The sequence below is a fragment of the Nitrosopumilus sp. genome (genome assembly GCF_025699255.1).
Taxonomy (GTDB): domain Archaea; phylum Thermoproteota; class Nitrososphaeria; order Nitrososphaerales; family Nitrosopumilaceae; genus Nitrosopumilus.
In genome coordinates, this window is record NZ_JAILWA010000001.1 from 269,107 (window position 1) to 295,470 (window position 26,364).

35 protein-coding genes are annotated in these 26,364 nt (G+C 32.4%); 20 read left to right on the top strand and 15 right to left on the bottom strand.

Going from position 1 to position 26,364, the window contains the following annotated elements; translation table 11 throughout:
- The first annotated feature begins 24 nt into the window (after nucleotides 1-24).
- The 3 genes from K5781_RS01795 to K5781_RS01805 all read left to right on the top strand — a co-directional run bounded on the left by K5781_RS01795 (nucleotide 25) and on the right by K5781_RS01805 (nucleotide 823).
- The gene (locus tag K5781_RS01795; protein ID WP_257719708.1) at nucleotides 25-147 is read left to right on the top strand and encodes a hypothetical protein; all 123 of its coding nucleotides are present in this window, start codon (nucleotides 25-27) and stop codon (nucleotides 145-147) included.
- 66 nt (nucleotides 148-213) lie between these two features.
- Nucleotides 214-624 carry a hypothetical protein gene (locus tag K5781_RS01800; RefSeq protein WP_297440092.1) on the top strand — a complete coding sequence of 137 codons (411 nt, stop codon included), beginning with the start codon at nucleotides 214-216 and terminating at the stop codon, nucleotides 622-624.
- Nucleotide 625: 1 nt separating this feature from the next.
- Nucleotides 626-823: a C2H2-type zinc finger protein gene (locus K5781_RS01805; RefSeq protein WP_297440094.1), complete on the top strand. Its 198-nt coding sequence runs from the start codon at nucleotides 626-628 to the stop codon at nucleotides 821-823.
- Here K5781_RS01805 and K5781_RS01810 read toward each other — a convergent pair whose 3' ends face one another.
- Genes K5781_RS01810 through tuf form a run of 3 tightly spaced genes read right to left on the bottom strand, consistent with a single transcriptional unit; the run spans nucleotide 824 to nucleotide 2,674 of the window.
- The gene (locus K5781_RS01810) at nucleotides 824-1,027 is read right to left on the bottom strand and encodes an RNA polymerase Rbp10 (protein ID WP_366847862.1); all 204 of its coding nucleotides are present in this window, start codon (nucleotides 1,025-1,027) and stop codon (nucleotides 824-826) included. It abuts the gene before it with no gap.
- Nucleotides 1,028-1,056: 29 nt separating this feature from the next.
- Nucleotides 1,057-1,365, bottom strand: coding sequence for a 30S ribosomal protein S10 (rpsJ, locus tag K5781_RS01815; protein WP_008299200.1), 309 nt, complete (start codon nucleotides 1,363-1,365; stop codon nucleotides 1,057-1,059).
- A gap of 10 nt (nucleotides 1,366-1,375) precedes the next feature.
- Nucleotides 1,376-2,674, bottom strand: coding sequence for a translation elongation factor EF-1 subunit alpha (gene tuf / locus K5781_RS01820; protein WP_297440102.1), 1,299 nt, complete (start codon nucleotides 2,672-2,674; stop codon nucleotides 1,376-1,378).
- A gap of 130 nt (nucleotides 2,675-2,804) precedes the next feature.
- Between tuf and fbp the strand changes: the two genes are divergently transcribed.
- The 5 genes from fbp to endA all read left to right on the top strand — a co-directional run bounded on the left by fbp (nucleotide 2,805) and on the right by endA (nucleotide 7,616).
- Entirely contained in the window at nucleotides 2,805-3,938 is a 1,134-nt protein-coding gene (fbp, locus tag K5781_RS01825; protein ID WP_297440105.1) for a fructose-1,6-bisphosphate aldolase/phosphatase, read from the top strand.
- Nucleotides 3,939-4,003: 65 nt separating this feature from the next.
- Entirely contained in the window at nucleotides 4,004-4,414 is a 411-nt protein-coding gene (locus tag K5781_RS01830) for a hypothetical protein (protein ID WP_297440107.1), read from the top strand.
- Nucleotides 4,415-4,450: 36 nt separating this feature from the next.
- Nucleotides 4,451-6,268 (top strand): ATP-dependent DNA ligase, encoded by a 1,818-nt coding sequence (locus K5781_RS01835; protein WP_297440108.1) that lies wholly within the window; start codon nucleotides 4,451-4,453, stop codon nucleotides 6,266-6,268.
- 67 nt (nucleotides 6,269-6,335) lie between these two features.
- Nucleotides 6,336-6,989, top strand: coding sequence for a DUF47 family protein (locus tag K5781_RS01840; protein WP_179361487.1), 654 nt, complete (start codon nucleotides 6,336-6,338; stop codon nucleotides 6,987-6,989).
- 90 nt (nucleotides 6,990-7,079) lie between these two features.
- The gene (gene endA / locus K5781_RS01845; protein WP_297440113.1) at nucleotides 7,080-7,616 is read left to right on the top strand and encodes a tRNA-intron lyase; all 537 of its coding nucleotides are present in this window, start codon (nucleotides 7,080-7,082) and stop codon (nucleotides 7,614-7,616) included.
- Here the strand turns inward: endA and K5781_RS01850 are convergent.
- Both K5781_RS01850 and K5781_RS01855 read right to left on the bottom strand, forming a co-directional pair.
- Nucleotides 7,613-7,990: a hypothetical protein gene (locus K5781_RS01850; protein ID WP_297440116.1), complete on the bottom strand. Its 378-nt coding sequence runs from the start codon at nucleotides 7,988-7,990 to the stop codon at nucleotides 7,613-7,615. The two genes, endA and K5781_RS01850, sit on opposite strands and share 4 nt — an antisense overlap.
- A gap of 2 nt (nucleotides 7,991-7,992) precedes the next feature.
- Nucleotides 7,993-8,229: a hypothetical protein gene (locus K5781_RS01855; protein WP_297440118.1), complete on the bottom strand. Its 237-nt coding sequence runs from the start codon at nucleotides 8,227-8,229 to the stop codon at nucleotides 7,993-7,995.
- A 98-nt stretch (nucleotides 8,230-8,327) separates the two neighbouring features.
- On the opposite strand from K5781_RS01855, the gene K5781_RS01860 reads away from it, so the two are divergent.
- Both K5781_RS01860 and K5781_RS01865 read left to right on the top strand, forming a co-directional pair.
- Complete coding sequence (locus K5781_RS01860) at nucleotides 8,328-10,100, top strand: SDR family oxidoreductase (protein WP_297440120.1); 1,773 nt, start codon at nucleotides 8,328-8,330, stop codon at nucleotides 10,098-10,100.
- Between the two features lie 2 nt (nucleotides 10,101-10,102).
- On the top strand, nucleotides 10,103-10,552 hold the full coding sequence (locus tag K5781_RS01865) for a hypothetical protein (RefSeq protein ID WP_297440121.1): 450 nt from the start codon (nucleotides 10,103-10,105) through the stop codon (nucleotides 10,550-10,552).
- Between the two features lie 208 nt (nucleotides 10,553-10,760).
- Here K5781_RS01865 and K5781_RS01870 read toward each other — a convergent pair whose 3' ends face one another.
- Entirely contained in the window at nucleotides 10,761-10,901 is a 141-nt protein-coding gene (locus K5781_RS01870; RefSeq protein ID WP_297440123.1) for a hypothetical protein, read from the bottom strand.
- 120 nt (nucleotides 10,902-11,021) lie between these two features.
- Here K5781_RS01870 and K5781_RS01875 point away from each other — a divergent pair, with 120 nt between their 5' ends.
- Nucleotides 11,022-11,555, top strand: a complete 534-nt coding sequence (locus tag K5781_RS01875; RefSeq protein ID WP_297440125.1) for a hypothetical protein — start codon at nucleotides 11,022-11,024, stop codon at nucleotides 11,553-11,555.
- A gap of 154 nt (nucleotides 11,556-11,709) precedes the next feature.
- Here K5781_RS01875 and K5781_RS01880 read toward each other — a convergent pair whose 3' ends face one another.
- The 4 genes from K5781_RS01880 to K5781_RS01895 are packed head-to-tail and all read right to left on the bottom strand — an operon-like array spanning nucleotide 11,710 to nucleotide 14,069.
- Nucleotides 11,710-12,477 (bottom strand): sulfite exporter TauE/SafE family protein, encoded by a 768-nt coding sequence (locus K5781_RS01880; protein WP_297440126.1) that lies wholly within the window; start codon nucleotides 12,475-12,477, stop codon nucleotides 11,710-11,712.
- A gap of 40 nt (nucleotides 12,478-12,517) precedes the next feature.
- On the bottom strand, nucleotides 12,518-13,147 hold the full coding sequence (locus K5781_RS01885) for a hypothetical protein (RefSeq protein ID WP_297440128.1): 630 nt from the start codon (nucleotides 13,145-13,147) through the stop codon (nucleotides 12,518-12,520).
- Between the two features lie 40 nt (nucleotides 13,148-13,187).
- The gene (locus K5781_RS01890) at nucleotides 13,188-13,679 is read right to left on the bottom strand and encodes a DUF192 domain-containing protein (RefSeq protein ID WP_297440130.1); all 492 of its coding nucleotides are present in this window, start codon (nucleotides 13,677-13,679) and stop codon (nucleotides 13,188-13,190) included.
- A 39-nt stretch (nucleotides 13,680-13,718) separates the two neighbouring features.
- Nucleotides 13,719-14,069 carry a hypothetical protein gene (locus K5781_RS01895; RefSeq protein ID WP_297440132.1) on the bottom strand — a complete coding sequence of 117 codons (351 nt, stop codon included), beginning with the start codon at nucleotides 14,067-14,069 and terminating at the stop codon, nucleotides 13,719-13,721.
- A gap of 134 nt (nucleotides 14,070-14,203) precedes the next feature.
- On the opposite strand from K5781_RS01895, the gene K5781_RS01900 reads away from it, so the two are divergent.
- On the top strand, nucleotides 14,204-14,668 hold the full coding sequence (locus tag K5781_RS01900; RefSeq protein WP_297440134.1) for an iron dependent repressor, metal binding and dimerization domain protein: 465 nt from the start codon (nucleotides 14,204-14,206) through the stop codon (nucleotides 14,666-14,668).
- Here the strand turns inward: K5781_RS01900 and K5781_RS01905 are convergent.
- From K5781_RS01905 to K5781_RS01915, 3 genes are read right to left on the bottom strand one after another with little or no spacing between them, the layout of a single operon-like run.
- Nucleotides 14,655-16,475, bottom strand: a complete 1,821-nt coding sequence (locus K5781_RS01905; RefSeq protein WP_297440138.1) for a PINc/VapC family ATPase — start codon at nucleotides 16,473-16,475, stop codon at nucleotides 14,655-14,657. The two genes, K5781_RS01900 and K5781_RS01905, sit on opposite strands and share 14 nt — an antisense overlap.
- A 44-nt stretch (nucleotides 16,476-16,519) precedes the next feature.
- Complete coding sequence (locus K5781_RS01910) at nucleotides 16,520-16,876, bottom strand: response regulator (protein WP_297440140.1); 357 nt, start codon at nucleotides 16,874-16,876, stop codon at nucleotides 16,520-16,522.
- A gap of 51 nt (nucleotides 16,877-16,927) precedes the next feature.
- Entirely contained in the window at nucleotides 16,928-17,272 is a 345-nt protein-coding gene (locus K5781_RS01915) for an Hpt domain-containing protein (RefSeq protein WP_297440143.1), read from the bottom strand.
- 61 nt (nucleotides 17,273-17,333) lie between these two features.
- Here K5781_RS01915 and K5781_RS01920 point away from each other — a divergent pair, with 61 nt between their 5' ends.
- From K5781_RS01920 to K5781_RS01935, 4 genes are all read left to right on the top strand, one after another.
- Nucleotides 17,334-19,217, top strand: coding sequence for a HAMP domain-containing sensor histidine kinase (locus K5781_RS01920; protein ID WP_297440145.1), 1,884 nt, complete (start codon nucleotides 17,334-17,336; stop codon nucleotides 19,215-19,217).
- 249 nt (nucleotides 19,218-19,466) lie between these two features.
- Nucleotides 19,467-20,885 (top strand): TldD/PmbA family protein, encoded by a 1,419-nt coding sequence (locus K5781_RS01925; RefSeq protein ID WP_297440147.1) that lies wholly within the window; start codon nucleotides 19,467-19,469, stop codon nucleotides 20,883-20,885.
- 3 nt (nucleotides 20,886-20,888) lie between these two features.
- The gene (locus K5781_RS01930) at nucleotides 20,889-21,482 is read left to right on the top strand and encodes a uracil-DNA glycosylase (RefSeq protein WP_297440149.1); all 594 of its coding nucleotides are present in this window, start codon (nucleotides 20,889-20,891) and stop codon (nucleotides 21,480-21,482) included.
- Nucleotides 21,466-22,023: a DNA-3-methyladenine glycosylase gene (locus K5781_RS01935; protein WP_297440151.1), complete on the top strand. Its 558-nt coding sequence runs from the start codon at nucleotides 21,466-21,468 to the stop codon at nucleotides 22,021-22,023. The genes K5781_RS01930 and K5781_RS01935 overlap by 17 nt, the downstream gene beginning before the upstream one ends.
- Here K5781_RS01935 and K5781_RS01940 read toward each other — a convergent pair.
- Nucleotides 22,020-22,652 carry a VTT domain-containing protein gene (locus tag K5781_RS01940; RefSeq protein ID WP_297440153.1) on the bottom strand — a complete coding sequence of 211 codons (633 nt, stop codon included), beginning with the start codon at nucleotides 22,650-22,652 and terminating at the stop codon, nucleotides 22,020-22,022. The genes K5781_RS01935 and K5781_RS01940 overlap by 4 nt on opposite strands.
- A gap of 90 nt (nucleotides 22,653-22,742) precedes the next feature.
- Between K5781_RS01940 and K5781_RS01945 the strand changes: the two genes are divergently transcribed.
- Nucleotides 22,743-23,117: a hypothetical protein gene (locus K5781_RS01945; protein ID WP_297440155.1), complete on the top strand. Its 375-nt coding sequence runs from the start codon at nucleotides 22,743-22,745 to the stop codon at nucleotides 23,115-23,117.
- A 126-nt stretch (nucleotides 23,118-23,243) separates the two neighbouring features.
- Nucleotides 23,244-23,537 (top strand): hypothetical protein, encoded by a 294-nt coding sequence (locus K5781_RS01950; RefSeq protein WP_297440157.1) that lies wholly within the window; start codon nucleotides 23,244-23,246, stop codon nucleotides 23,535-23,537.
- Between the two features lie 2 nt (nucleotides 23,538-23,539).
- Here K5781_RS01950 and K5781_RS01955 read toward each other — a convergent pair whose 3' ends face one another.
- On the bottom strand, nucleotides 23,540-24,478 hold the full coding sequence (locus K5781_RS01955; RefSeq protein ID WP_297440159.1) for an ABC transporter ATP-binding protein: 939 nt from the start codon (nucleotides 24,476-24,478) through the stop codon (nucleotides 23,540-23,542).
- Nucleotides 24,479-24,560: 82 nt separating this feature from the next.
- Here K5781_RS01955 and K5781_RS01960 point away from each other — a divergent pair, with 82 nt between their 5' ends.
- Entirely contained in the window at nucleotides 24,561-25,073 is a 513-nt protein-coding gene (locus K5781_RS01960) for a transcription elongation factor NusA (protein WP_297440161.1), read from the top strand.
- Between the two features lie 2 nt (nucleotides 25,074-25,075).
- Nucleotides 25,076-26,362, top strand: a complete 1,287-nt coding sequence (gene aspS, locus K5781_RS01965; protein ID WP_297440163.1) for an aspartate--tRNA(Asn) ligase — start codon at nucleotides 25,076-25,078, stop codon at nucleotides 26,360-26,362.
- Nucleotides 26,363-26,364: the final 2 nt, after the last annotated feature.

The window sequence follows — 26,364 nt, forward strand, 5'->3', positions numbered from 1 at the left end:
TAGTAAAAAATAGAGACATAGAGTATGGAAAGACGTTCAATGCCAGTATGTTTTACTGAAAAACAATACAAAATGATCGAAGAATTTGCCAAGAGAAACGGCATGCTTAATGCAAGTCAAGCTCTTGAGAAAATCTTAAGCCAATAAGCATTTTTTGTTATTTTTATTTTGTTTACATTTATAGAATATATCGTATCATGATGAACAACGAAAATGGGATTATTTAGTAGAAAGCCATCATTTTGTAGTGTTTGTAATAAAGAATTAACTCATAAACACAAACCAAAAAGAGAATGGAACATTAAAGGTCCACTTTGCGGAGACTGTCATTTTGAAAAATCTAAAGAATACTATGAAGGAAAAGTTAGACAACCATGTGTGGTATGTGGAACAACTCAAAAAATTACAGATTTGTGGGAACCAAGATGGCAATGGGACATGGAGGGATTATTATGCAAAAAATGCTTTGATAAAAAAGAGGAAGATCATGGAAAGAAGAAAAACTTTTGTTCCATATGTGAAGGTAAAATGGGATTAATTAGATATAATCCAAAAGGGAGTTGGAAGATTGAAGGTCAGCTATGTAGAAAATGCTGGGATGAAAAGAAAGCAGAGTTAGGATAGAATGGGATTTTTTAAAAAAATAAAATGTGAACAGTGTGAAAGAAAATTTTCAAAAGAAGAAGAATTGATGAATCATAAACAAATTGTTCACGGAAAAGATTCACACTATGATTGCAAAGAATGTGACAAATTTTTTACAAACATGGAAGAGATGAGAACCCATCTGCAAAGAGAACACAGTTACAAAAAAGACAGATAATTAAATTGCTTTTACAGTTTTTACTACAGGAGGTCTTGATTTAGTAAATACTCTAAATCCACAAATACATTTGATTTCAGGCAATCTAGATAATTCAGTGTTAGAAACAGTGGTTCCACATCTCAAACAAGAATAGTTTACTTCAAAAGTTTCAACAGGAGTTTCTTCCACTTCATCTATTTCTTCGTCAACCATGTTAATCATCAAAATTTCTATAATTTAAGGCTAACAGATTATGTTAGAGACAATTCAATATAGACATCATCAGGGATTTTAAGTCTCATAAGTTGTCTAATTGCCTTATCATCTGCATTGATATTGATTATTCTTCTATGCATTTTCATTTCCCATTTTTCATAAGTTTCAGTTCCACTGCCACATGGAGATTTTCTAGTAGCAACATGTAGTCTTTTGACAGGAAGTGGAGTTGGACCTTTAACTTTGACACCAGTTTTTTTACCAATACCCATGATTTCACCACATACACCATCCAATTTTGGAAGGCTGGTTGAAGTGAGTTTAACACGGGCGGTTTGTGTCATAAAAATCCGCCTATGGTTTGTACTCTTCGGTAATTTCCTTTACAATACCTGCTGCGATAGTTGCACCCATATCTCTAAGTGCAAATCTACCCATTTCAGGGAAATCTTGGAAAGTCTCGATACAAGTGGGTCTCACTGGTCTGATTTTTACAATTGCAGAATCCCCAACTTTAAGGAATTTTGGATTTTCTTCTTCAACTGCACCAGATGCAGGGTTGATCTTTTGGAGGAACTCAGTAACAGTTGCTGCAACTTGTGTAGTGTGTGCATGCATTACTGGAGTATAACCAGGAGCAATTGCAGTTGGGTGATGAATTACAATAATTTGTGCTTTGAATTCTTTTGCAACATTTGGTGGGGCATCAGGAGTACCAAGAACGTCTCCTCTCTTGATATCTTTCTTTTCAATACCTCTCAAGTTGAAACCAATGTTATCACCTGCTTCTGCAGATGGCATTTCAGTGTGGTGAGTTTCAATAGATTTGATTTCACCTTGTGCACCAGAAGGCATTACAACAATTTTTTGTCCTGCTTTCATGATACCAGTTTCAACTCTACCAACAGGTACAGTACCTACACCAGTAATGGTGTAAACATCTTGAATTGGAACACGTAATGGTTTACCAGTTGGTTTTTCAGTAACGGTAAAGTCATCAAATGCTTCTAACAAAGTCTTACCCTTGTACCAAGGCATGTTCTCAGTTTTCTTAACTAAGTTATCACCTTTCCATCCAGAAACTGGAATAATTGGTACGTTTTCTAATTTGTAGCCAACAGATTTTGCTAATTTTTCACCTTTTTCTTTGGCGGTGTTAAATGCATCCTCTTTGTAATCTACTGCATCCATCTTATTGATTGCAATAATAATCTGGCTTACACCGAGTGTTTTTAACAAGAATGCGTGTTCTCTTGCTTGTCCACCTGCTGCAATAGCAGTATCGGTTTCTCCTTCTTTTGCAGAAAGTACCAAAACGGCGGCATCTGCTTCAGAAGCACCAGTAATCATGTTTTTGATAAAGTCCCTGTGACCAGGAGCGTCAATCAAAGTAAAGAAATACTTTGGTGACTCAAACTTTTGGAAAGCTAAATCGATTGTGATTCCTCTTTCTCTTTCATCTTTAATGTTATCCATAACCCAAGCGTACTTGAAAGTATCACCTTTTCCGGTCTTTTCGGATTCTGCTCCGTGAGCTGCAATTGTTCTTTCATCTACAACTCCAAGATCCATCAAAAAATGACCCATAGTAGTTGATTTTCCATTATCAATATGTCCTGTAACAATCAGGTTCAAGTGTGGTTTATCTGCCATATGAAATGCCTAACTGAGGGCATTTATTACTGTTATGAATTTTTGAAGAAAAATTAAAAAAAATTCAATTAATTACAGATCATAATACTTTGCTAAAAGCACATAAATCAAAGGGCCAAAAACATGATTTATGAAAATTACAGTTTCAGTTATCAAAGCAGATGTAGGTGGAGTTGGAGGACACACCAAACCAAGTGACGGTCTAATCGAAGCTATTAGAAACACTGTCAAAAATTCAGCAGATCTACTTATTGATTATTACATAGGATATTGCGGAGACGATACTCACATTGTCATGACACATACACATGGAGTAGATAATCAACAAATTCATAAATTAGCATGGGATGCATTTATGGCAGGAACTCAAGTAGCAAAAGAAGAGGGTCTGTATGGAGCAGGTCAAGATTTGTTAAGAGATTCTTTTTCAGGAAATGTAAAAGGAATGGGTCCAGGAGTTGCAGAAATGGAATTTGAAGAAAGACCCAATGAAGCATTTACAGTCTTTGCAGCTGACAAAACAGAACCAGGTGCATTCAACTATCCAATTTACAGAATGTTTGTAGATGCATTAAGTAACACAGGACTAATTGTAAACAAAAGCCTTGCAAAAGGAGTAAAAATGAACATCATGGATGTAGAAAAAGCACAAATTGCAGAACTGCATCTATGGGAAGATAAACCAACCATTGAAGCGGCACTAATGTATCCAGGAAGATATGTAGTAGATTCTGTGTATACAAAAGATGGAGAACCAATTCTTGATGCATCAACTGATAGACTACATAACATTGCTGGAACATATGTTGGTAAAGATGATCCAATCTGTGTAGTTAGAACTCAAAAGAACTTCCCAGCTACAGAAGAAGTAGGAAGTGTATTTAACAATCCACATTATGTTGCAGGAAATACAAGAGGTAGCCACAATATGCCTTTGATGCCTGTAAAACTAAATTCTGCAGCTACAATCAACTTTTGCATTCCAATTGTTGAAGCACTAGTTTTTAGTATGCATGATGGAAAACTTACAGGGCCATTTGATGGATTTTCAACTCCTGATTGGGATTACATTAGAGAAAATGCCACTAAGAAAGCAATGGCAATTAGAAGTCAAGGATTTATTCATCCTGCAACACTTGTTCCATCAGAATTAGAATATGCTGAAGGATATAGAGCTAGAATGGATGTACTTGAAAGCAAGATGAAACCAATGGAAGACACCTCATCTGGGGAAAAGAAAGAGAATTACGAAGATCCAGATTAGTTATTTCGGATCATGCTAATCATAGGAAATAGTTAAATCAAAAAACCACATACTTTTGCTAGGTCATGAATGCTTTTCAAAAGGTATTTGATTGGAAAACGTATATTTTCACAGCATTAGCAGTAATCTCTTTTTCAAGTTTTGTGGCAGTATTATTTGGACAGACCATACCAGGAATTGTTTTAGCATTTTTCAAAGTTGCCGGAGAATATGTGATTTTAGGAGCAGTTTTTATTTTTGCACTTGCATGGCTCCTTAAAGCTAAACCACGAAATCGTCCAAAAGAATACACAATAGTACCATTTGATGTATTTGGGAAAAAAAGTAAGATAGATGGAATAAGAACAGAATTCAAAACTCACGACGTAGCATGGAGTTTCATGAAACAGTACAAAGAAGCATATCCATTTTACAATTTTGCATTAGTTTCAGATCTTCCAAAGTCTGACAAACCAACAATCTTCAGATACATCTAATTCAGACTTTTATTCAAGATTAAGAAGACAAGTAGAATGGAGTTCTCAACATTAGCTGAGTCATTTAATAAAATGGAATCAACTAGAAAGAGACTAGAGCTTACTCAATTATTAGTTGAATTATTTGAAAAAACACCTAGCGACATCATCTCAAAAATAATTTATCTCATTCAAGGAAAATTAAGACCAGATTTTGAAGGAGTCGAATTAGGCGTTTCAGAAAAACTAGTTTTAAGGGCAGCTAAGAAATCATTAGGTATTGATGAAAAAGAGATCATCAATACTTTAAACAAAACAGGAGATCTTGGAACTGCTATTTCAAATACATTGGAGAAAAAAACACAGACAGGATTATTTGATTTTGGAATTGATTCAGACACATATGATGAAGCAATTTTTGAATCAAAAGCCAACACAGTAGAGAGAATTTACGAAGTATTATGGTCAATTTCGCAATTAGAGGGGGCAGGAAAAAATATTCAAGATAAAAAAATTAATTTCATATCTAGTTTATGGAACAAATCTAAACCAACAGAAGTAAAATTCGTTACAAAACTATTACTTGGAAGTTTACGATTAGGAGTTGCAGAAAATACAGTAATGGATGCTTTAGCAATAGCATTTTCAGGAGATAAAGAAAATAGGAAAAAACTTCAATATGCATATAACGTATCAAGTGATCTAGGGAAAGTTGCAGAAGTAATTGCAACAAAAGGTCTAGAAGGAATAGAGAAATTTGAAATTGTTTTATTCAATCCAATCAGACCAATGTTAGCTGACCGAGTTAAAAGTGAGCAAGAAGCAATTGAAAAAATGGGAAAAGAGTTTGCAGCAGAATACAAACTAGATGGAGAAAGAGTTCAACTTCACATAGAGGGAGAAAAAGTAGAATTATTTTCCAGAAGTTTAGAAAGAATTGAAAGTTATTATCCAGACATCATAGAAAGAATTCCAAAAAATATACTAGCAGACAATATTATTTTGGAAGCAGAGGCAGTTGCAATAAATGAAAATACGGGAGAATTTTTACCATTTCAAGAATTAATGCATAGAAGAAGAAAATACAAAATAGAAAAAGCAGTTACAGAGTATCCCATCACAGTGAATTTTTTTGATATTTTATATTGTAATAGTAAAAGTTGTGTAGAATTAAGCTATAAAGAAAGAAGAGAAAAACTTGAAAAACATGTCAAAGAAGATGAATTTTCAAAATACATCCCCATGACCATAGTAAAAAATGAAAATGAAATTGAAGACTTTATGGAAAACAGTATCAATGCAGGTAGTGAAGGTTTGATGCTAAAGATGCTAGACAAACCATATCAAGCAGGATCCAGAGGAAGTCATTGGCTAAAACTAAAAAGAGAATACAGAAACGAATTAGGAGACAGTTTAGATCTTGTTGTAATTGGAGGATTCTTTGGAAAAGGTAGAAGAACTGGAAATTATGGAACATTACTTTTGGCAACATATGATGAAGATGATGATACATTTCCAAGCATTTGTAAAGTAGGAACGGGATTTTCAGATGAATCATTAGATCAACTATATCAAATTCTCCATCCAAAAGTTTCAATTAAAAAAAATCCACGAATTATCAGTGAAATGGAAGCAGATGTTTGGTTTGAACCCGAATTAGTTATAGAAGTTGTGGCATCAGAAATCACACTTAGTCCAATTCATAAAGCAGCATTAGGTGCAATTCGAAAAGATGCAGGGTTAGCATTAAGATTCCCAAAGTTCACAGGGAAAATCAGGGTTGAAAAAGCAGTTGAAGATGCTTCAACAAATGAAGAAGTCATCACGTTGTACAGAGGACAGAAAAAAATAGCTCATGATAAAAATAGAATTTGATTTGTGCCCAAAATACATCTAAAATCATAGAGGATTTAAATTACCTGTAAGTTTTTTCATTTTTGTTATGTATAGCGGAGAGCTTGAAGTTCAAGCAAAAAGAAAGGCTATAGCAGTTTTACAAGACGAGATCAACAGAATTCTAAATGCATCCAGAGAACTTGCAACACTTCCTGAATTAATGATGAAAAAAGACAAGTCAGGAATCAAAAACACACTAGAACAAATTTCAACAATCGAAGAAGAAGTTGAAAACTTGAGAAGAAAAATCACAAGAGAAGTTGCAGATGTGGGAGGATTAATCATGAACAGAGAAAATCTTCTAAACACAGCATACACAATGGATGAAATTGCAGGATATATCACAGGTATTTCATTCAAACTGTCAAATGTGAAAATCACAACATTGAAGAGTGCAAAACTGGATAAAGACATCACAAAACTAATTGAATTAGTTGTAGACGAAGTTTACAAACTAAATGAAATTATTCGAAGTCTTAACACCAATACTGCAAATGCCATTGAGTTAGCACAAGAAACTCAAACAATAGAAAGAGAAATTGACATTAAATACAGACAAGCAACATTGAAACTTCTCACCGAAGTTACAAATACAAAAGAGCTGATGTTAATCAAAGATGTCATTGAAGGAATTGAAGAAATGGCAGACAAATGTCAGAGAGTATCAGATTCTTTCATACTATTGGCATTGAGCCTATAATCAAAAAAATTTCCCCACTACTTTTAGTTTATTTCTAGTTCAGGTATCTGGCCTATAGAATTCATATACAGAGAACTCTTTACAAATTCAATGAAAAGTGAATTGATTGAAAATAGAATTATAGTATGGGACATCGAAGATTCACGAAAACTTTTCAGTAAAGGATATTATGGAAAACCAATAGGAATTCCAAAACCGAAAATTGATGAAATAGATGCACCATTAATTTTAGATCTTATAGAAGGACTATATCTATTAGAAAATAAAAAAATAACAATAACAAAATTAAAACAAAAGATTACAATTGAACAATTAATTGAAATATGTAAAAAGGAAATTCATGAATTTGATAAAAAATATTTGGTTTACAAAAATTTTAGAGACAAAGGATACATCATCAACCCTGGAATAAAATTTGGATGTGACTTTGCAGTTTATGAAAAAGGACCAGGAATTGATCATGCTCCATTTTTAATTCAAGTATATACAAGAGCAGAATCAATATCTTCAACAGGAATTGTTCTTGCAGGCAGACTTGCAACCACAGTTAGAAAACAATTCATTTTGGCAATTCCAAAAGGAAAAGACAGAGTAGATTTCTTAGCTTTAGACTGGTGGAAAGCTTAAACAGATTTTATATGACCTGCAATTCGATCATAAATTTCAAAAAGTTCTTTTGTAATTCCAAAAGCAAGATGATTATCCCATTTACTTCTAATTCTTACAGCTACCTCAGTAGGTTCTACATAGATCGTAGCATCTTTAATTGTCTGTTTAGCTATCATTTCATTTAATTCTGTATCCGAATTTAATTTTGATGCAAGGCTACCTGAACCAATCCATTCTACTTTAGCAATAGTTTTTGAACCAAAATGGCCTTTAGTAGTAAGTTTGGTTTTAGCAACATAATTGTTAAATGAGCTACCAGTGGTTTTTCTCACAATAAATTGTGCTTGAAATCTATCAAGTGCACCCCATGGTAACGGATTTGGATCTTGCATGATTATCCCTTTTGAATAATTTGTATTGCGTCAATATTAGAACTCTTGACATCAATACATCCTCGATTTGTTACCATTCTAGGTGTTTGAGCAAAATATCTACTATAGTAATCATCATTTTCAATTTCATCAGTTCCGATTTCTTTAGATTCAGATTCAATGCCGATCTCTTTTAGCATTTCAACAAATTTCTCAGGCCATGATTGATAGACAAAGGTATCGGGTTCAGTGTCATGCATTAAAATTCATCAATCATACCCACAAATAAAGATATCAAGAAAAATGGAAAATAGGGATCAATCAAAATAAATATCACAAAAGTTCTGTCAGTTTATCTATGCTAAAATTTCAAGGCAAACTTGCACTAATTACAGGTAGTGGAACAGGAATAGGTCAAGCCATCGCTAAAAGATTTGTAGAAAATGGAGCTAGTGTAATTATTCTTGGGAGAAGAAGAGAGCCTTTAGATGAAACAGCAAAAATGCTAGAAAAAATTATTTCTGAAAAAAACAGCGGAGCATCTGTTAGGATATTTTCAGGAGTAGACGTAGCAGATGAAGCAGCGATGAACAACATGTTTGATTCACTTAGCAAAGACAACATTACAATAGATTACATCATCAACAATGCTGGAGTTTCAGGACCAGTAACATGTTTTGCAAATGCATCCATGGAGGATTTCAAAAGTACAATTGGAATTCATTTAACCGGAACCTTCTGGGGTTCTGTTCAAGCATTAAGAGTAATGAAAGAAGGAGGAAAGATAATTACAATTTCAACATTCTTTACAGAAGAGCGTCCTTTGGAACAAAGACCTTACAGATTTAGAAGTCCATACACAGCATCTCAAGGTGCCAAAAATAGACTTGCAGAATTGATGTCATGGGAATTAACAGACAAAGGAATAATATCAATTGCAACAAATCCAGGCCCAGTTCATTCAGATAGAATTTACAAAACAGTTTATCCAAAAGCTGCAGCAGAATTTATGAGAGTTAGCGGATTTGAAGATTTAATTCCTACCGAAGTAGATGCTGCAAACAAAGAATTGCTTCCGTTACTTGGTGAAGATGAAGTAGTAATAAAAGAAAGGATTGCAAAAGCTGCAGAAAAATTAGCAAATGGGAAGGATGTTGCAAAACTCACAGAGACATTTACAAATTTATTAAATAAAATTCAAACAATTGCTGAAAAAGTTCAGAATAACACATCACATATGATTGCAAATAAAGAATTTCTTTCCCAAGGACAAGTTTCAGAATCAGTTCTAAACTTGTGTGATGATGAAATTGCAAAAATCCTAAATGGCAAAGTCATTCCAGGAGACAGAGTATTTTATCCTGTAAAACCACACATCGGAACTACAACTCCAGGAGTTAATCAACCAGATTTTGCAGGAAAAGCAGTCGTATTTACTATTGATGCAACCGACAAAACAGACGCAGAAAGAGTAGAATTTTTGGCACAACATATAGAAAAGAACGGAGGCAAAGTTGCATGTTTCATATCACAATCAACACCAAAAGACATTCAAGAATACATTAGCAGTAAATTCCATTCACATGTTGTAGATATCAAAAATTCTGAAGAAGTGGAAAGATGGTTAAATACAGCAAAGACCAACATTGGAGAAATATTAGGAGTCATTCACATCACAGGAAAATTGGCTGAAGGATTGAAATTAACAGAATTAACACGTGCCGAGTGGGAAGCATTAACTGAGAAGTTTATCTCAACTCCTGCAAATGTTGCACAAAGAGCACTTGAGCAATTTGTGCCAGGAGGAAGCAAAGATCCTCGACTATACAAAGATGCAAAAGGTGCAATAATGATTGTAGGGCCAGATCTTCCAATAGGCAGAAAAGTCACAGGAACTCAAAGGGCACAAGTGGAAGTATTCAGAGGGGCATTGAGACCATTTACAACAACAGTCAATCAAGAACTTAGCGATGTGTTGAAATCACAAATCAGAATGTTTACAATTTTCCCAGGTTCAGTAACAGGTTCAGAACCAAATAATCAAAGAATTGCAGATGCATTTAATTTCCTTGTTTCAGAAAATGCTGGTTCATCATCAGAAGTAACTTTCTGTGTTGATGAATCAAGATAATAATGAAAAAATTTTCAGAATTCAGAATCGGAGATACATTTTATTCTACATGCAGTATTTCAGATAAGGAATTAGAAGAATATCTGAAATTTTCAAGAGTAAAAAATGCATTCTTAGAAGACAAAGGAAAAAACAATCAACAATTAGTGTCAGGTAGAGCGATTTTATCAAGAATGGAAGGAGAATTTACAAGACTAAATCAAATTTATGGAAATGACATAATTTTTCTAGGAACTGACGGAGATCAAGAATGGGGAAATAGAAACACGCGATTTCTCAAACCACTATACACTGATCAAGTATTGAAATTAAAATTCACAGTTTCACAAATAGATGACAAGGATGACAATTATGGAAAAATTTTTGTTGATTATGAAGGCACATCTCAAGAAGAAGTCATAGTAATATCTAAAAAGAATATTTACAGAATCAAAAAAGAGCCACCACGATAAAACTAATCTTCAAACTCTTCATCGTTTCTTCTGGAAGGTCTGATAGGCACGTAAATAATTGTCATGAAAGTAATATGTAATTTTTGTATATAATTAAGACGTAGAAATCATTCTTAGTTTCACAATTTGAAAAAGAATTCATTAATCTAGAAATTATAAATAAAAAATGACAGATAATACCATCTGTCAAATTGAGGTGTTATAGTTACTAAATATTGGTTGCAATATAGGCACCAATACCCATTCCCATCATAACACCTAATACCATACAAAACAGATCATATTTTATGACTTTTTTGAATGGAGCATGAACTACTTTGTTCCAAGTGCTAATTTTTTGAGATTGCATATTTTTCACCTCTAACTGCAAGAAATACAAATCTGATTATTAAAGCAAGAATCAGTTGACTTCCATTAAAATGAAATCAATTTGTTCCTAGATTATAACATTCAAAAATCATATTGAATCATGATACAAAAAAAGAAAGAATCTCTACAAGCAAATAATACTATTTCCATTCCAAAGCAAATCTCAGAAATTAATCAAAATCTAAATGATGTAGAGTATGCTTTGAAAGCAAATGCAGACATCATAAAGAACAAAGTTACAAAACAAAGGAGGTTGATTGAATTAAAAGATGAAACATTAAAGGAACTCAAAGATATTCCTAATGAACTGTTAGACGCAGAAAATTGGGAGAATTTGAAAAAATCGGCAATTTGTGAAATCAAAGAAACAAATGGACGTTTAAATAAATTTGGAAAATATGCAAAAAGTAAATCTTCACAAGTATTTTCAGAAGGAAAGGACTTTGTATCTACAAACACTCCAAAAATAAGCAAGAGTGTAAGTAAACATCTAAAAAGATTCTTTGAAAAAAACCAATCTTTTACTTCTAAAGATATTGATTTGCTAAAACAATTATCAGAATTAAAACAAAATGAAATCATATCTGCAAAAGAGTTTTCTGAAGCAAAGAAGAAAATCCTTGCAAAAATATAATATGTTAAATCAGCATAAAACTCGATTGAGATCACAAAAAATCAATAAGTAAAATACAGGAGAGCCGACTAGTCTCCCCCGCCTCTAGATCATAAGACCTAGCGAACAATATGTATTACATAATTAGTATAAAAATACAAAAAAATTTTTGAGGCTAAAATCCCAAAAGATTTCCAGACAGAGAATCAAAAAATAACTTTGCAGCTGCAATTAAAATTACCACAGAAACAAGAATTTGCAAATACCTTTCCTTAATATCAATAGACAATCTTGCACCAACTAATCCACCAATGAAAGAACCAATTGCTAGAAAACCTGCTTGAAGAAAATCAGGATGTCCTAATAAGCTATGAACTATAACTCCAGAGAAAGAAGCAAATAATAAAATCATTTGAGATGTAGGAGCAGCCTTTTTCATCATCATTCCCATTCCAACCACCATTAAAGGAACAAAAATTATTCCACCTCCAATTCCAAAAAAAGATGATATGATACCAGCAAAGAAACTTGCACCTATTGCAAAAATCATCATTTGTTTTGAAATTACTTTTTCTTTTGTTTCAATTTTTTTTCGTAAAAAGATGTAAGCTGCAGATGCAATCAATATAAAACCAAATAAAATCTTGAAAACATCAGGAGTTATATCCGTGGAAATTATTGCGCCAAGAATAGTTCCAGGAACAGAAAGTAATCCAAGTTTTATCCCAAGAGAAAATTCAATTCGTTTTTGTTTTGAATAAGAAATTGTAGATGCAGTAGCATTACTTAATGCTGCAAACAAACTATTACTTGCAGCAGTTGTGGGAGGAAACCCCAAGAAGGTTAAAACAGGTACTACGATAATCCCACCGCCAAGGCCAATCATAGAACCTAAAACACCAGCTGCAAACCCTAAAGGAATCAGCCATAATTGATCAATCATAGTAATCGTAAATTAAAGAAATTTCCATTATATAATTAGACTACTTGAGAATAACTAATGTTTGCAAAATAGAGTTATCAGTAGGAGTAATTTCCAAAGTTATTTCATAATTTTGTAAATCATCAATTTTGGATTTGACACCACGCTCGCTAGAATCGTAATAAAATTTGTGAACGAGTTCAACCCATGCAGAAATAGATTCAACATCATCATCAGATTTTTCTTCCTCCCAACAGTCACAAACGAGTGTTTCAATCATAGTCTCAATTATTGCAAGAATTTCATCTTGGTTTGTTTCCAAATCAGAAGTTTCAAGGTTTGCTATGGCCAAAATTGGAGAATTTGTATCACCTCCAATATTGATATTCCCCAAAGAATTACCATGGACGTCAGTCACAGCAGTTGTAGTACAGTATTCTACAGTTCGTGGCAATCCTTTATCAAAGAATGTACAGTATTGACTAATGGTATGATCAGTTATTGCAGTAGGTGCAGAGACAAAAATATTTTTTGTGGCAAGTGTTTTTTGGATTGTTTCAATATCATAATATGAAAATCCAGTATCAACAATTGTTTTTGTTTCTGTTTGATAAGGTGTAGAATACAAAACAATAGCAGAAATCGAAATAAGTATTACAATTCCAATTAGAATTGACATTAATTTGTTCATGAGAGACAAATTATGCATTCAAAAATAAGGCTTTGCAATCCTATATTGAAATGATAGTCAATTTAGAATTTGTTGTAATATTGTTTTGATCAACAAACCCAGAAGTGACTTCAAGAACAAAAGATGCTTCATTTTCAGGAACTACACTTTGACAGGTTGTGATTTCCAATGCAGTTTTGCATGGTGGCACGTTTTTTTCAATGTGTACAACACTGCCATCTTGATCAAACCAAATCATGTCCAGGGGGAATTGCATGTTTAACATCCATAAAGAATACAGACCTGGTTCATCAAATACAAATATCATGCCTTGATCATAAGGCAGTTGATCTTGAAACATTAATCCACGTACACGTCTTGGCTCAGAATCAGCTATTTGAACTTCAAGAGCAACATCATCTACTAAAATAGTACCTCGGGGAAATTCGACAGATTCTAGTTTACTATCACTTGGAAGAGTAAGCATGCCAATGACTCCAATTATTACAGCAGCAATAGTGATTGGAACTAATGCTTGAGCTCGGGTAGTCATGAAAGAATTTGCGTCAATCCTATTAAAAACTAAGATAGTCTACATTACTGAATTTTTAAAATCACTAATTGAGGACATTGTGTTTTTTGTCTGATGTCCAATATCATGAAGAGTTGAACCATTGTATTTTTTGTCCAGATATCGGCCTGCAACTATCATAGGCCCTCCAACAGCACACGTAACACCAGTAGGTTCAGGAATCCACAACATCAAAAAGCCTATTTTTTGGAGTTTTTTTCCAGGAGCAGGAGCTTTTTGAAGGGCCCCCAAAGAACGAGCAGTGTGTTTATCATCAATATTGGTGACTTCAGCATATAGATTTGCTCTTCTTTTTGCAGAATCAGAGAATTTTCTTAATTTGTCTAGACGTTCCTTTAGGGGATCAACCATTCCAACTTAGGTTTAGAAAAAATTAGTTAAGAAATAAAGATCAACTCAGGTCACTTTCAAGTCAACAAAGAATAACCAAAATTTACTCAAAAAGACACTCAATTATACTAGATTTTATTAAGTCTCAAAGACACATGAAATCTAAAAATTCAAAAAGATTGGATTCTATCAAAGCGGCACATCAATCAGAAAGAGATCGTTCAAGTACAAGAATGGAAGACTATTTAGAAATAATTTCAGAATTAGTAGAATTGAAAGGGTATGCCACAACATTAGACATATCAAGATACATGAATGTAAGTGCACCAAGTGTTACCAAAATGCTTCAAAGATTAGATGAGAATGGATTTTTAGAATATGAAAAATATCACGGAATAAATTTAACAGAAAAAGGAATTGAGATTGCAGAAGGCATAAGACAAAAGCATGGAATTTTGTTAGAATTTTTTGAAATTTTAGGAGTAGGATATGATACAGCAAATCAAGATACAGAAGGAATTGAACATCATCTCAACCCAAAAACAATTAAACAGTTAAGAAAATTTATCACTTTTCTAAAAGCTAATCCAAAAATAATTGATAATTTTAAAAATCTTTAAGGAAAATTTTAATATCATTTTGAGAAGAAGAAAAGTCCATCAAATTTCTTGCAACATCTGAACGTTTTGGAATTTTAATTTGTCCTTTTTTACCAATTCGTACTGATGCAATAAAGTTATCATTTGCATAGATATCAGCATGCATTGAAGTAAATTGTCTATCCACAGTAAGCAGGAAAGCAGTTTTAGATTCTGAAAAACTAAAAGGCAAATCATTAGAAGAGATTGAAATACCATCATGGGTTTTTTCAACAACATCAATGTGTACTTTGAGCATTTTTTCAATATCATTAATGTTTGAGCCGCCACGGCCAATTATTGATGGAATATATTGTTCATCAACCATAACTCTAACTCTATTATCAGACAAAATTTCAACTTCTGCACGCGGATCATATCTCTTGAATGTTTCTTTGATTTTATCCTCAGCTAGTCTTTCAATACCAATTTTTTCAGTTTTTTTGCCTACAGGTACAATGACATTTTCTTCACCAAAGGTATAGATTTCATGTTCCAATGTATTATCTTCAAAATTTCTAATCTCAATTACAGGTCTTGCCAAATCAGATTCAGTCATTCCAGTAGGAACTTTGACTTTTAATTCTAAATCATATACTTTTTGAATTCCACCATATCTAACAAACACTACAGTGTCCAAAACATTTGGAATTATACCAAGTTCAATTTTGCCAATAAAGCGTTGTATTGCATCTAAAGGAGAATTTGCATGTACAACACCAACCATACCCACACCAGTCAATCTTAAATCCGCAAAAGTTGTAAAATCTTCTCGTCTTCTAACTTCATCAAAAATTGTATAATCAGGTCTTACAAGTAATAAAATATCTGCAGAATTATCAAAACTTCCATCGAGTTTACTATACTGAGTAATTCCAGATTCTACTTGCAAATCACGAGGAGATTCAAATGTTTTAACAACTTTGCCTTTATTATGATAAAAATTTGCCAGACCAGATGCCAAAGTACTTTTTCCAGAACCAGGAGGACCAGAAATAACAATACCTTCTGCACTGTCAGAAAATCTATCCATTAGTTTTTCTGAAATTGTATAATCGTTAAGAGACATCTTAACAATTGGATGAACAATAGTAATTTCGTAAGATTCTGAAAAAGGAGGATAAGTAATAGCAATTCGGTAATCTTCATGTTGCACCACGGAAGCTCCAGTTTTTGAGATTTCAAGAGTACTTGAATCATATACATTGACTAGATCTAGGATTTGAGAAGACATCATTTCCAAATAATCTCTTGAAAGAAGTTCATCATTTAATTTAGTCAAGATGAAGTTTCCTGGTTTACCCTTTTTTGCAAAAGGGCAAAGATTTTCCTTGAGATGAACGCTCATTGTTTCAGAATCAAAAAATTTGAGAAATTCCAAAGACTCATTTTTTAATTCAGATTTTAAGAAAATTGCTTCAACATCTTCAGCCTGAGCAACCAGATATTGGACATGATCAGAAGTGTACAAAATAGCATTGTTTTGTTTAGCCATATCAACAATCAGAGAATCTATTCTACCACTACTAGCAAGTTTAACATCATCAGATGAAGGATGGGAACCACTTACAATTACAGTCAATCCAAAACTTCCAGATAGAGATTTTAATTTTTTAATTTTTTCAAGACCAATGAATCCTTGTTCTTTCTTTTTGGAAGCTTGTGATTGAAGTTCATCAAAAACAGCTTGAGGAATTAATATCTCAGAATTTCTAACAGTTCCAGATTCAATTTGGGATACAAGTTGACCATTTATGATTACACTGGTATCAGCAACAATTTTTGACAATTTTTAATTCAATTTTGTATTAAATTATTGCCTTAATTACTTTCTTAAATTAAAGATTTGATTGATTCTAAGACACTATTAAAATCAAAAGGCTTTGATATGTATGAGGAAGCACCATGATCTAAACATTGTTGAATAACTTTTTGATCATCACTTGCAGTAATTAAAATAATTTTTGCATTAGGATCATATTCAATAATTTCTTTAACGACAGTAAATCCATCTTTTTTTGGCATTGCCAAATCAAGTAACAAAATTTGAGGATTATATTTTTGATAAAAATCTACAGCTTCTGCACCATCAGTTGCTTCTCCAATTATTTCATGTTCACCAATAGATAAAATGTCTTTTAAAACTAAACGAATTGCATCAGAATCATCAGCTATCAAGATTTTTGCCATGAATTTTAATTTAGAATACCATATTAAAAAACTTCAGCAACTAAAATTTGACTAAAGCTGTTTGATTTTATTATTAATTTGACTAAAATCAAAATTAGGCACAGTCATAGATTTTTTCATTGCTAGAATCGATTGAGACAGTAAATCAAAAATACCATCATAATGAGAACCGTCAATCATTTTTTTAAAAAGATCATCAAGAGAAGCAGAAACATCTCCCAAGGATTCTTTTCCCATCATTGGAGCAAGCCCCTTAATTTTATGAGTGTGTTTTTGAAGTTTTGATGAATTTTGAAAAACATCAAAATCATTTGAACATAATTTGTAAATATTTTCAAGAGATTCTATATCAGAATTAACTTCTTTTGTAGCTACGGAAATAAATTCATCAGACATAATGTATAACTGAATAAAATTTACCTATTATTTTTATAGTCTACGATAAGTCCTGTCTGTTATGAAGATAGTCAGTAAGGCATATGTGTTAATTGCCATACTCATCATTGTAGCAATTTTTAATTTATTTTTGTTATACCAAGATCAGAATTCAGAAGCTTCTCAATCTTACTCCATTATTGGTGCAGGAGACATCAAAGTAAAATCAGAATCAATAGCAGGGTTATCTGTATCAGTGGCAAATGGAGTTATAGAAGATAAAAAAATACTTGAAAAAGAACTGGCAGAGGTACAGACAACCTTAATGAAGATTCGTAACGGAGGAGAACTTAAAGGACAAAACTTAGAACAAATTCCAACATCACTTCTTACAGATTATGATGAAGTTCTTGCATCATGGGAATCATACAAAGTAAAAGCAAACAAAGTTCAGAAAACATCTGTTTTTGATCAAGAAGCTACAAGTGCGATGAATTATGTTCTGCAAAAAAATCAAGATCTCGTATTATATGCAGATCAATTGAATAAAGACTTGGAAAGTTTAGACAGAGATTACAACGAGCATAAACAAATTGCTAAAGAATTAGCAGAATGTGCAAAAATCATAGGTCAGCAAACCTTACTTATTTCAATAGGAGAAGGAGAGAATTCTCAAGAAACATTACAAGAAAAAAATCTACAATTTGAAATAGGAATAAGAAAATTGTTACAAACATCTACAGCAGATTTAGATGTAGAAAGTGTCGGAATGACTCATGGAGAATTAATTCCACTTCCTAGAGAAAATTCAGAATCATTAAGAAAATTGGATCCATTATGGGAATCAGTAAAAAACAGATTAGAAATTCTTGAAGAAAGATCTCTTTTATCACCAGAATTTAATTCAGCAAAAAATGAAATGAATAATGAAAAAATAATTTTGTTCAACAACATAGATAGTCTTCTCGAATCATGGAATCATGAACTTACACAACAAAGCTCAGAAAAACAATTCATAATTCAGATTCTATTAGGAATAGACATAGCAGTTTTCATTCTAGTTTTATACGTAATTAGAAAATCACTAACACCTTTAGAATTAATCACTAAAGCTATATCAAAAGTGAAAGAAGGGGTCTATGGTGAAAAAATAGAATATTCAGGTTCAGATGAAGTAGGACAGCTTGTCACAAATTTCAACATAATGTCTGACACCATCAAACAAAAAGAAGATGAAGCAAAGAAAACAGACATTGCAAAAGATGAATTTCTTGCAATGATCACACATGAATTAAAAACTCCTCTTGTACCAATTCAAGGGTATTCAGATATTTTGCTTAACGAACATTTAGGAAAACTAACTGACAAACAAAAAGAAAGAATCAGTATTATAAAATCAAGTTCTGAAACATTATTATCAATTATTTCAGATTTACTTGACGCTCAAAAATTGGATTTGGGACAGTTACGAATGACAAGAGCAGAAACAGACATCAAGGATACGATTACAAAATCCATTGAAAGATTAAAACCAGAAGCTGAAACAAACAATATAGAAATTTCTTCAAACGCTACAAGCATGATCATAAATCATGATTCTGAAAGAATAGGGCAAGTGATTACAAATTTGATTAAAAACAGCATTACAGCAATTCAACCTAATGCTGGAAAAATTCAAGTTATGATGGAAGACAATCCAGATAATGTTAAAATTTCAATTAAAGACAACGGAATTGGAATACCTTTAGACAAACAAAAAGATCTATTCAAAAAATTCTATCAAGTTGATGCTACATTAACAAGAGAGAGGGGAGGTAGCGGATTAGGTTTAGCAATCTGTAAAGGAATTATCGAAAATCATTTTGGAAAGATTTCAGTACAAAGTATACCAGGTCAAGGATCAACTTTTTCATTTACAATACCCAAAAATAGTGAAAATATGAAATCTCCATTAAATTCTGCTTAAAGAAAACAAACTTTCAGAGCTAAAAACACTCACACTCTCAAAAAAATGGAGATTTAGGGACCAAGAGTATGAAAGAAAGTAATGAAAAAAATAATGAATTTTACAACAATTGCACTAAATATTTTGAATTTTTAAGAAAAAGAGGCATAACGGACTATGATTTTGAAGATGAATACTATTTCACCATGCCTGCAATTTCAAGTCATTAGATAACACAAGACTTACGAATCAATATACAATTGCTAATACATGGATGCCAGATTACAAGATTACGCAGACAAGATTGTGAGATATGCTCAGACACAAGGTGTTCAATATTGCGATGTAAGGGCAGAGCAACAAGAACAAAAATCAGTATTTTTAGAAGATAATCAAACAGAATTCATTAGAAATTATGAGGATAGAGGATTAGGCATAAGAATTATCAAAGATAAAGCATGGGGTTTTTGTTCAATTACAAATCCTCAATCATTTGAACAAATTAAAGAAATTTTAGATAATTCAATTAAAAACTCAAATACTCAAAAACAAAAAGAAAATGAAATTAAATTATTTCCAAATACATCTCAAAAAAAACAAATCAATTATCCAGTTTTAAAAAAACCAAGTATAGATAACATAATAGAAATAGGATTAGAATGTAGTAGTATAATTTCAGAGACACCAAAAATAATTAAGTCAATTATACATCCACGATATTCAATTAATTCAAAATATTTTGTAAATTCAGAAGGTTCAGAAATTCTACAAAATTTTACAGATGTTGTCATAGATATGGTTGCAACTGCTCACGATGATGGAATTACTCAATCAGTCAACATTACAGAGGGAGGGAGAGGAGGATTAGAGCAAATTCAAAAAAACAACAAAAGTTATGATAGTGCCAGAGAAATTTCAGTAAAAGCATCACAGTTAACAAAAGCTAAACCAATAAAAGAAGAAAAAGCAACAGTGGTGATGAATCCAGATTTTGTCTCATTACTTACACATGAAATACTTGGACATCCATCAGAAGCTGATAGAGTATTAGGAAAAGAAATGGCATGGGCAGGAGGAGCATGGTGGAAAAACAAACTAGGAGAGAAGATAGGTTCTGAAAATCTCAATGTGTTTGATGATCCAACCATAGAAGAAAGTTTAGGATGGTATCAATTTGATGATGAAGGGATCGAAACTAGAAAAACAACTCTTGTTGAAAATGGAATATTAAAAAATCATATGCAAAACAGAGAAACAGCTTATGAATTTGATTCTCCACCAACAGGAAACATGAGAGCTACAAATTATCGATTCATTCCACTAATTCGAATGGCATGTACATGTATTGCAAATGGAAATTTAAAAGTAGAAGAAATTATCAAAGAGACTAAAAATGGATATTTAATTTCAAACATGAAAATTCCCTCAATAGATATGAAACGGTATAACTGGAGCATATCTTGCCAATATGCACAGAAAATTGAAAATGGGGAAATTACAGATTTGCTAAAAGATGTGATTGTGATGGGAATAGCACCTGGATTTTTCAAATCAATTGATGCCTGTGGAAATGATTTTACAGTCAGACCAATCACCAATTGTGGAAAAGGAGATCCCATGCAATCAATGATAATGGGCAATGGAGGACCAACAATCAGAGGAGTTGCAACAGTAAAGAGTGTGAATTGAAAAATGAATCAAAAATTAGAAGATATTAAACAAAATGTAATAGAATGTACAGAATGTGATCTATGTAAAACTAGAACTAATTCAGTTCCAGGGAAAGGAAATTTTCATTCAGAAGTGATATTTGTAGGAGAGGCACCTGGAAGAAACGAAGACAAGAGCGGAGAGCCATTTATCGGAATTGCAGGGAAAAAATTATCTGAAGCATTAGAAGGGGCAGGAATTACAAGAGAAGAAGTATACATCACCAACATAGTCAAATGCAGACCTCCAAATAACAGAGTTCCAACAGCGATTGAACGAGAAACATGTCAAGATTATCTTAAAGAAGAAATTTCAATTATTAAACCAAAAATTATTTGCATACTAGGAAATACAGCATTTAATACATTGTTAGGAGGTTCTGAAATTACAAAATTTAGAGGTAAACTAGTACAAAAAAATAAACAGATGTATTTTCTAACAGTTCATCCAGCAGCTACTATCTACAATCAAGAACTAATCAAAGTTTTGAAAAAAGACATTGTGAAGTTATTTGATCTAGTAGAAGAATTAAAAAATAAAAAAAAAGTGAAAATTGACATTGAATATACTACCTAGAGAATTTTATTCAAAAGATACAGTTAATGTTGCAAAAAATCTCCTAGGAAAAAAAATAGTTAGAAAAATAGGAAAAAGCGAAATATCAGGAATAATTACAGAAACTGAAGCATACAAACATGATGATGATCCTGCAAGTCATGCATTTAGAAAAATTACAGATAGAAATAGAGTCATGTTTGAAGAAGTAGGTTCTGCTTATGTCTATTTTACATATGGAATGTATTTTTGCTTTAATGTTGTGGCTAGATCCCCAAAAGTTGCTGCAGGAGCAGTACTAATTCGAGCAATTAAGCCTGTAAAAGGAATAGAAATCATGCAAAAAAATAGAAAAAATCCAGATTTAAAGAACCTCACTAATGGTCCTGCAAAATTAACTCAGGCCCTAAAAATCACCAAAGAACATTATGGAATAGATTTAACAAAAAAATCAGAATTATACATTTCTGAAGGAATCAATCCAACAAAAATTACCGCAACACCAAGAGTAGGCATAACAAAAGCAGTAGACAAATTATGGAATTTTAAAATAAAAAATTAATCTTTGTTATTTTCATCCAGAGTCCATGGTGCAAATCTTCCAAGAATTTTTGCCCAATCTAATCTCAAAAGCAAAACAATTACAGAAGTCATCATCACACCAAAAATGATTATTCCAATGTAAACAGGAGTTGCATCGTCAATGTTTTCTAGAAAAGGTTCAACTAGAGACAACCCCAAATGATGTGAAATAAACACAATAGAATAACTAAGAACAATTTTTCCAATCAAAGTTGCAATAAAAAATCTCTTCGGATTGTATTTTGCAAGACCTAAAGGAACGTATACCAAATCATCGGGTATCGGTGTTGCTGCTGCAAAAAAAGCGGCACCTGCACCATATCTTTTAACCAATCGCTCAAAAGGTCGCATTCTCTTTCGTGTTTGTTCTTTGATAATTTTTCTACCACCGTAGCTGACGTAAAAAATAATTTGTTTTGCTACAGTTGCAGTAATTGCTGAAAGTAATGCTAAGACATGCAGATCATATTGATCACCAACAGACATAGTTGCAAGAAGTAAAAATCCAGGCAACGGAACAAACGGAACTAGAGAGCCAAAGAAATTCACCAAGGATAAGCTGAGATATCCTACTTCAGGAGCAAATGGAAATAGATCAACAAAATCCACAATTCAAACTATTTTCAGGCATTATTTAATTAGATCTAGAATGAAAATCTTGCAATTCATTAAAATATCATCTTTTTAGAACTCTATCAATTGTCAAAAAAAGATTTCGAAAGTATTTGCAATACCATAGCCACAATTAGTCCATACATCAGATTTGTAGGCGTAATTGGTGAAAGTGGAGACTTGTTAGCATACAAAAGAAGACCAGATTTAGTGCCACTTCTCAATGAAAAAAATACACAGTATCAATTCTCACACATTGCGATAAAGACAGATTTGGAAGGGTTTTTCGATAAAAATCTAGGAGAAATTGAATTTGTATGGGAAGAAAGAAAGAAAGTTCAAACTATTTCCTTTGCAATCAAAAAATCAAGAGTATGGATATCTATTGATAAAAAAGTCATCAGATCCGAAATGTTAAGAATTATCGATTCATGCTTGCCAATTGTAAAAAAATATTCCTGACATATGAAGTGTCCTTATTGTGAAATCGATTTAGATTCACTTAGCATGACAGATGGGTTAAAACATATTTTAGAACATAAAAAAGAATTACAAAATTAACTTATTTGAGGAATTAAACTAAAAAATATGAAAAAGCCAGATGAAATTGAAAAATTAATTGATGAAATCAGTTTTAGAAAATCAAATGCTAAAAACTATCAAAAGATGAAAGCTGAAGAAATCAGCAAAGAATTACGAGACATAATGAAGTTTGAACAAGATTCATTTAAGAAAATTGAAAAGTTTGAGAAAACTAGACAAAATACAGATTTGGTTCAATATGCAAAAATGATTTGTAAAAACACCACAAGCAGAGAGATAGCACAACTACAAGAAATTTATTTAAAAAAAATTGATGAAGAATATCTCAATTTAAAATAAAATTATTTATCATCTTCATATAACCAACATCTAACATAGCCCGTATCAGTTTTGAATTTTGGAGGCAATTCTCTACATTTTTCAATGGCTAAAGGACATCTATCAATAAACCTACATTGAGTTGGAGCATCAAGTAGACTAGGAGGAATTCCTTTAATGTATTTTGGAACATTGCCTTTCAAAGTAGGGATGGATTCTAAAAGACCTTGAGTGTAAGGATGTTTAGGATTCTTGTATATTTCTTCTGAGGAGCCAAACTCCACCATTTGACCTCCATACATAATGCCAATTTTATCTGCAATTTCAGATAAAACTGCTAAATCATGCGTAATTAACATAAAAGACATGCCATCTTTTTTGAGAGATTTGAGTAAATTGATTATTTGTGCTTGAATTAAAACATCTAATGCAGTAGTAGGTTCGTCTGCAATCACAAATTGTGGTTTCAGTAATAAGGCCATTGCAATAATGACTCTTTGTTTCATTCCACCACTAAGCTCATGAGGATATTTTTTTAGAACGTTTTCATCAAGATTAACAGAATTCATTGCATCTAAGATCAGTTGTTTTGAGTCACCCTTGAAAGTATGTTGTTTTAAAATTTCCATAAATTGTTCATTTATTGTAAAGACAGGATCAAGAGAATTCATCGCACCTTGAAAAATCATAGAAATTTTTTTCCATCTGTATTCATTATCAAATGCAGATTCGTCAAGATCTAAAATAGAATTACCATCAAAAACTATCATCCCATTTGCAGTACCTCCAGAAAGCATTCGGATTATAGATAAGCCCAAAGTACTTTTTCCACATGCACTTTCACCTGCGATTCCAATAGATTCACCAGTTTTTAATTCAAAATCAACATCATCTACTGCATAAACAGGACCTTTTGATGAAGAGTACTTTGCAGATAATCCATTAACTGTAAGAAACGTCATAATTTACACAGATCCAAACTATGATTTTTGTTTTGCACTAAGGGATATAAACAACATTATCAGAATGAAAAAGTCGATTCAAATGAAATTACCAATTTGTGGCTTTGATGCAAAAAATTCAATCCTATGTCCCCAATGCGAGAGCAAAGTGGAATCAGGAGAATTAACAAAAGCAGATGTAGAAGCATCAATGAATTTAGCAAAAATTGCTAAAACAAATAAAGAAATTGAAAATTTTACATTATTTTCATGCAAAGAATTTGATGGTAATTTTGTATTATCTTTAGCAAAAAATGACATAATGATAATTAGACAAAGCCGTACTCTATATCGAATTTTACAAGATCAGTTCAAAGGTAAGATCTGGCTAGTAGAAGCAGATGAAACGGATAAAAGATTCATAGAAGATTTGTTCTTTCCAACAAAAATCTTATCAATTAATGCAGTATGGGCTCCAGGCGGAGTTCAAAAGACAAAGGCAGTAGTCTCAGGCAAATGGACTCCAAAATTCCCTATCGATACAGAAAAGGTTGTACAAATTGTACGAAATGCCCGAAACCTTGACATTGAGATAGAATTTGAGGATAAAAGATAGACATGGTTTTTGTAAAAACTCACGATATTTCTGAATTAAATGAAGATTTAATTGGAAAGCAAGTGGTATTGGGGGGATGGATTGAAGATCTCAGAAAATTAGGGAAAATGTCTTTCATTACACTCAGAGATGTCTCAGGAATTTCACAAGTTATAGTTAAAGGAGAATTAAATGATAATTTAGGAGAAATAAATCGTCAAAGTGTAGTAAGTGTTAAAGGAATTGTTCAAGAAACTAAAGCTAGAGATTTTGCATTTGAAATTAAAGCAGATGAAATTGAAATATTAGGAAAAGCAATTCACCCATTACCAGTAGATCCAATTGGCAGAGTGGAGAGTAATATCGATACAAGATTAAATCATAGAGCATTAGATATGAGAAACCAAAAAACAGCATCAATTTTCAAATTACGTCATCATGTTTTACAATCACTAAGAAAAACACTGACAAATAAAAAATTCTTAGAAATCACTACACCAAAAATCATTGGAAGTGCTAGCGAAGGAGGTGCAGATTTATTTTCATTAGAATATTTTGGAAAAACAGCATATCTAGCTCAAAGTCCACAACTATACAAAGAACAAATGACAATTGGGCTAGAAAGAGTGTTTGAAATTTCAAACTTTTACAGAGCAGAAAATTCTCACACAGGACGACATTTAACAGAATTTACCAGCATCGATATTGAAGCTGCATTTATGGACTATGAAGATGTCATGAATGTTTTAGAGGCATTGGTTTTAGCTGTATACAAAGATGTTTCAGAAAATTGTAAAAAAGAGCAAGAAGCAATTGGACACACTATTGAAGTTCCTTCTGCACCATTTGAGAGAATTACATATTCACAGTGTATTGAAGAATTGAAAAAAGAAGGGGAACAAGTAGAGTTTGGCGAAGACTTGCTTGATTCACATTTGAGGATCATTGGTAAAAATCATCCAGGGTTTTTCTTTTTAATGGATTGGCCTATGAAGCTCAAACCATTTTACATTAGAGAAAAAGATGAAGATGCCACACTTTCACGTTCATTTGATTTACAATATGGATTTTTGGAACTATCATCAGGAGGCACAAGGCTCCATAATCCGGAGATGCTAAAAAATAGATTAAAGGAACAGGGATTAGACCCAGCCCAATTTGCAGACCATCTTAAAGCATTTGATTGGGGGATGCCTCCTCATTCAGGTTGGGGTATGGGATTAGACAGACTGATGACGACGTTGATTGGAATCGATAATGTACGTGAAGTAGTATTATATCCACGAGATCCAGATAGATTAAGTCCATAGGA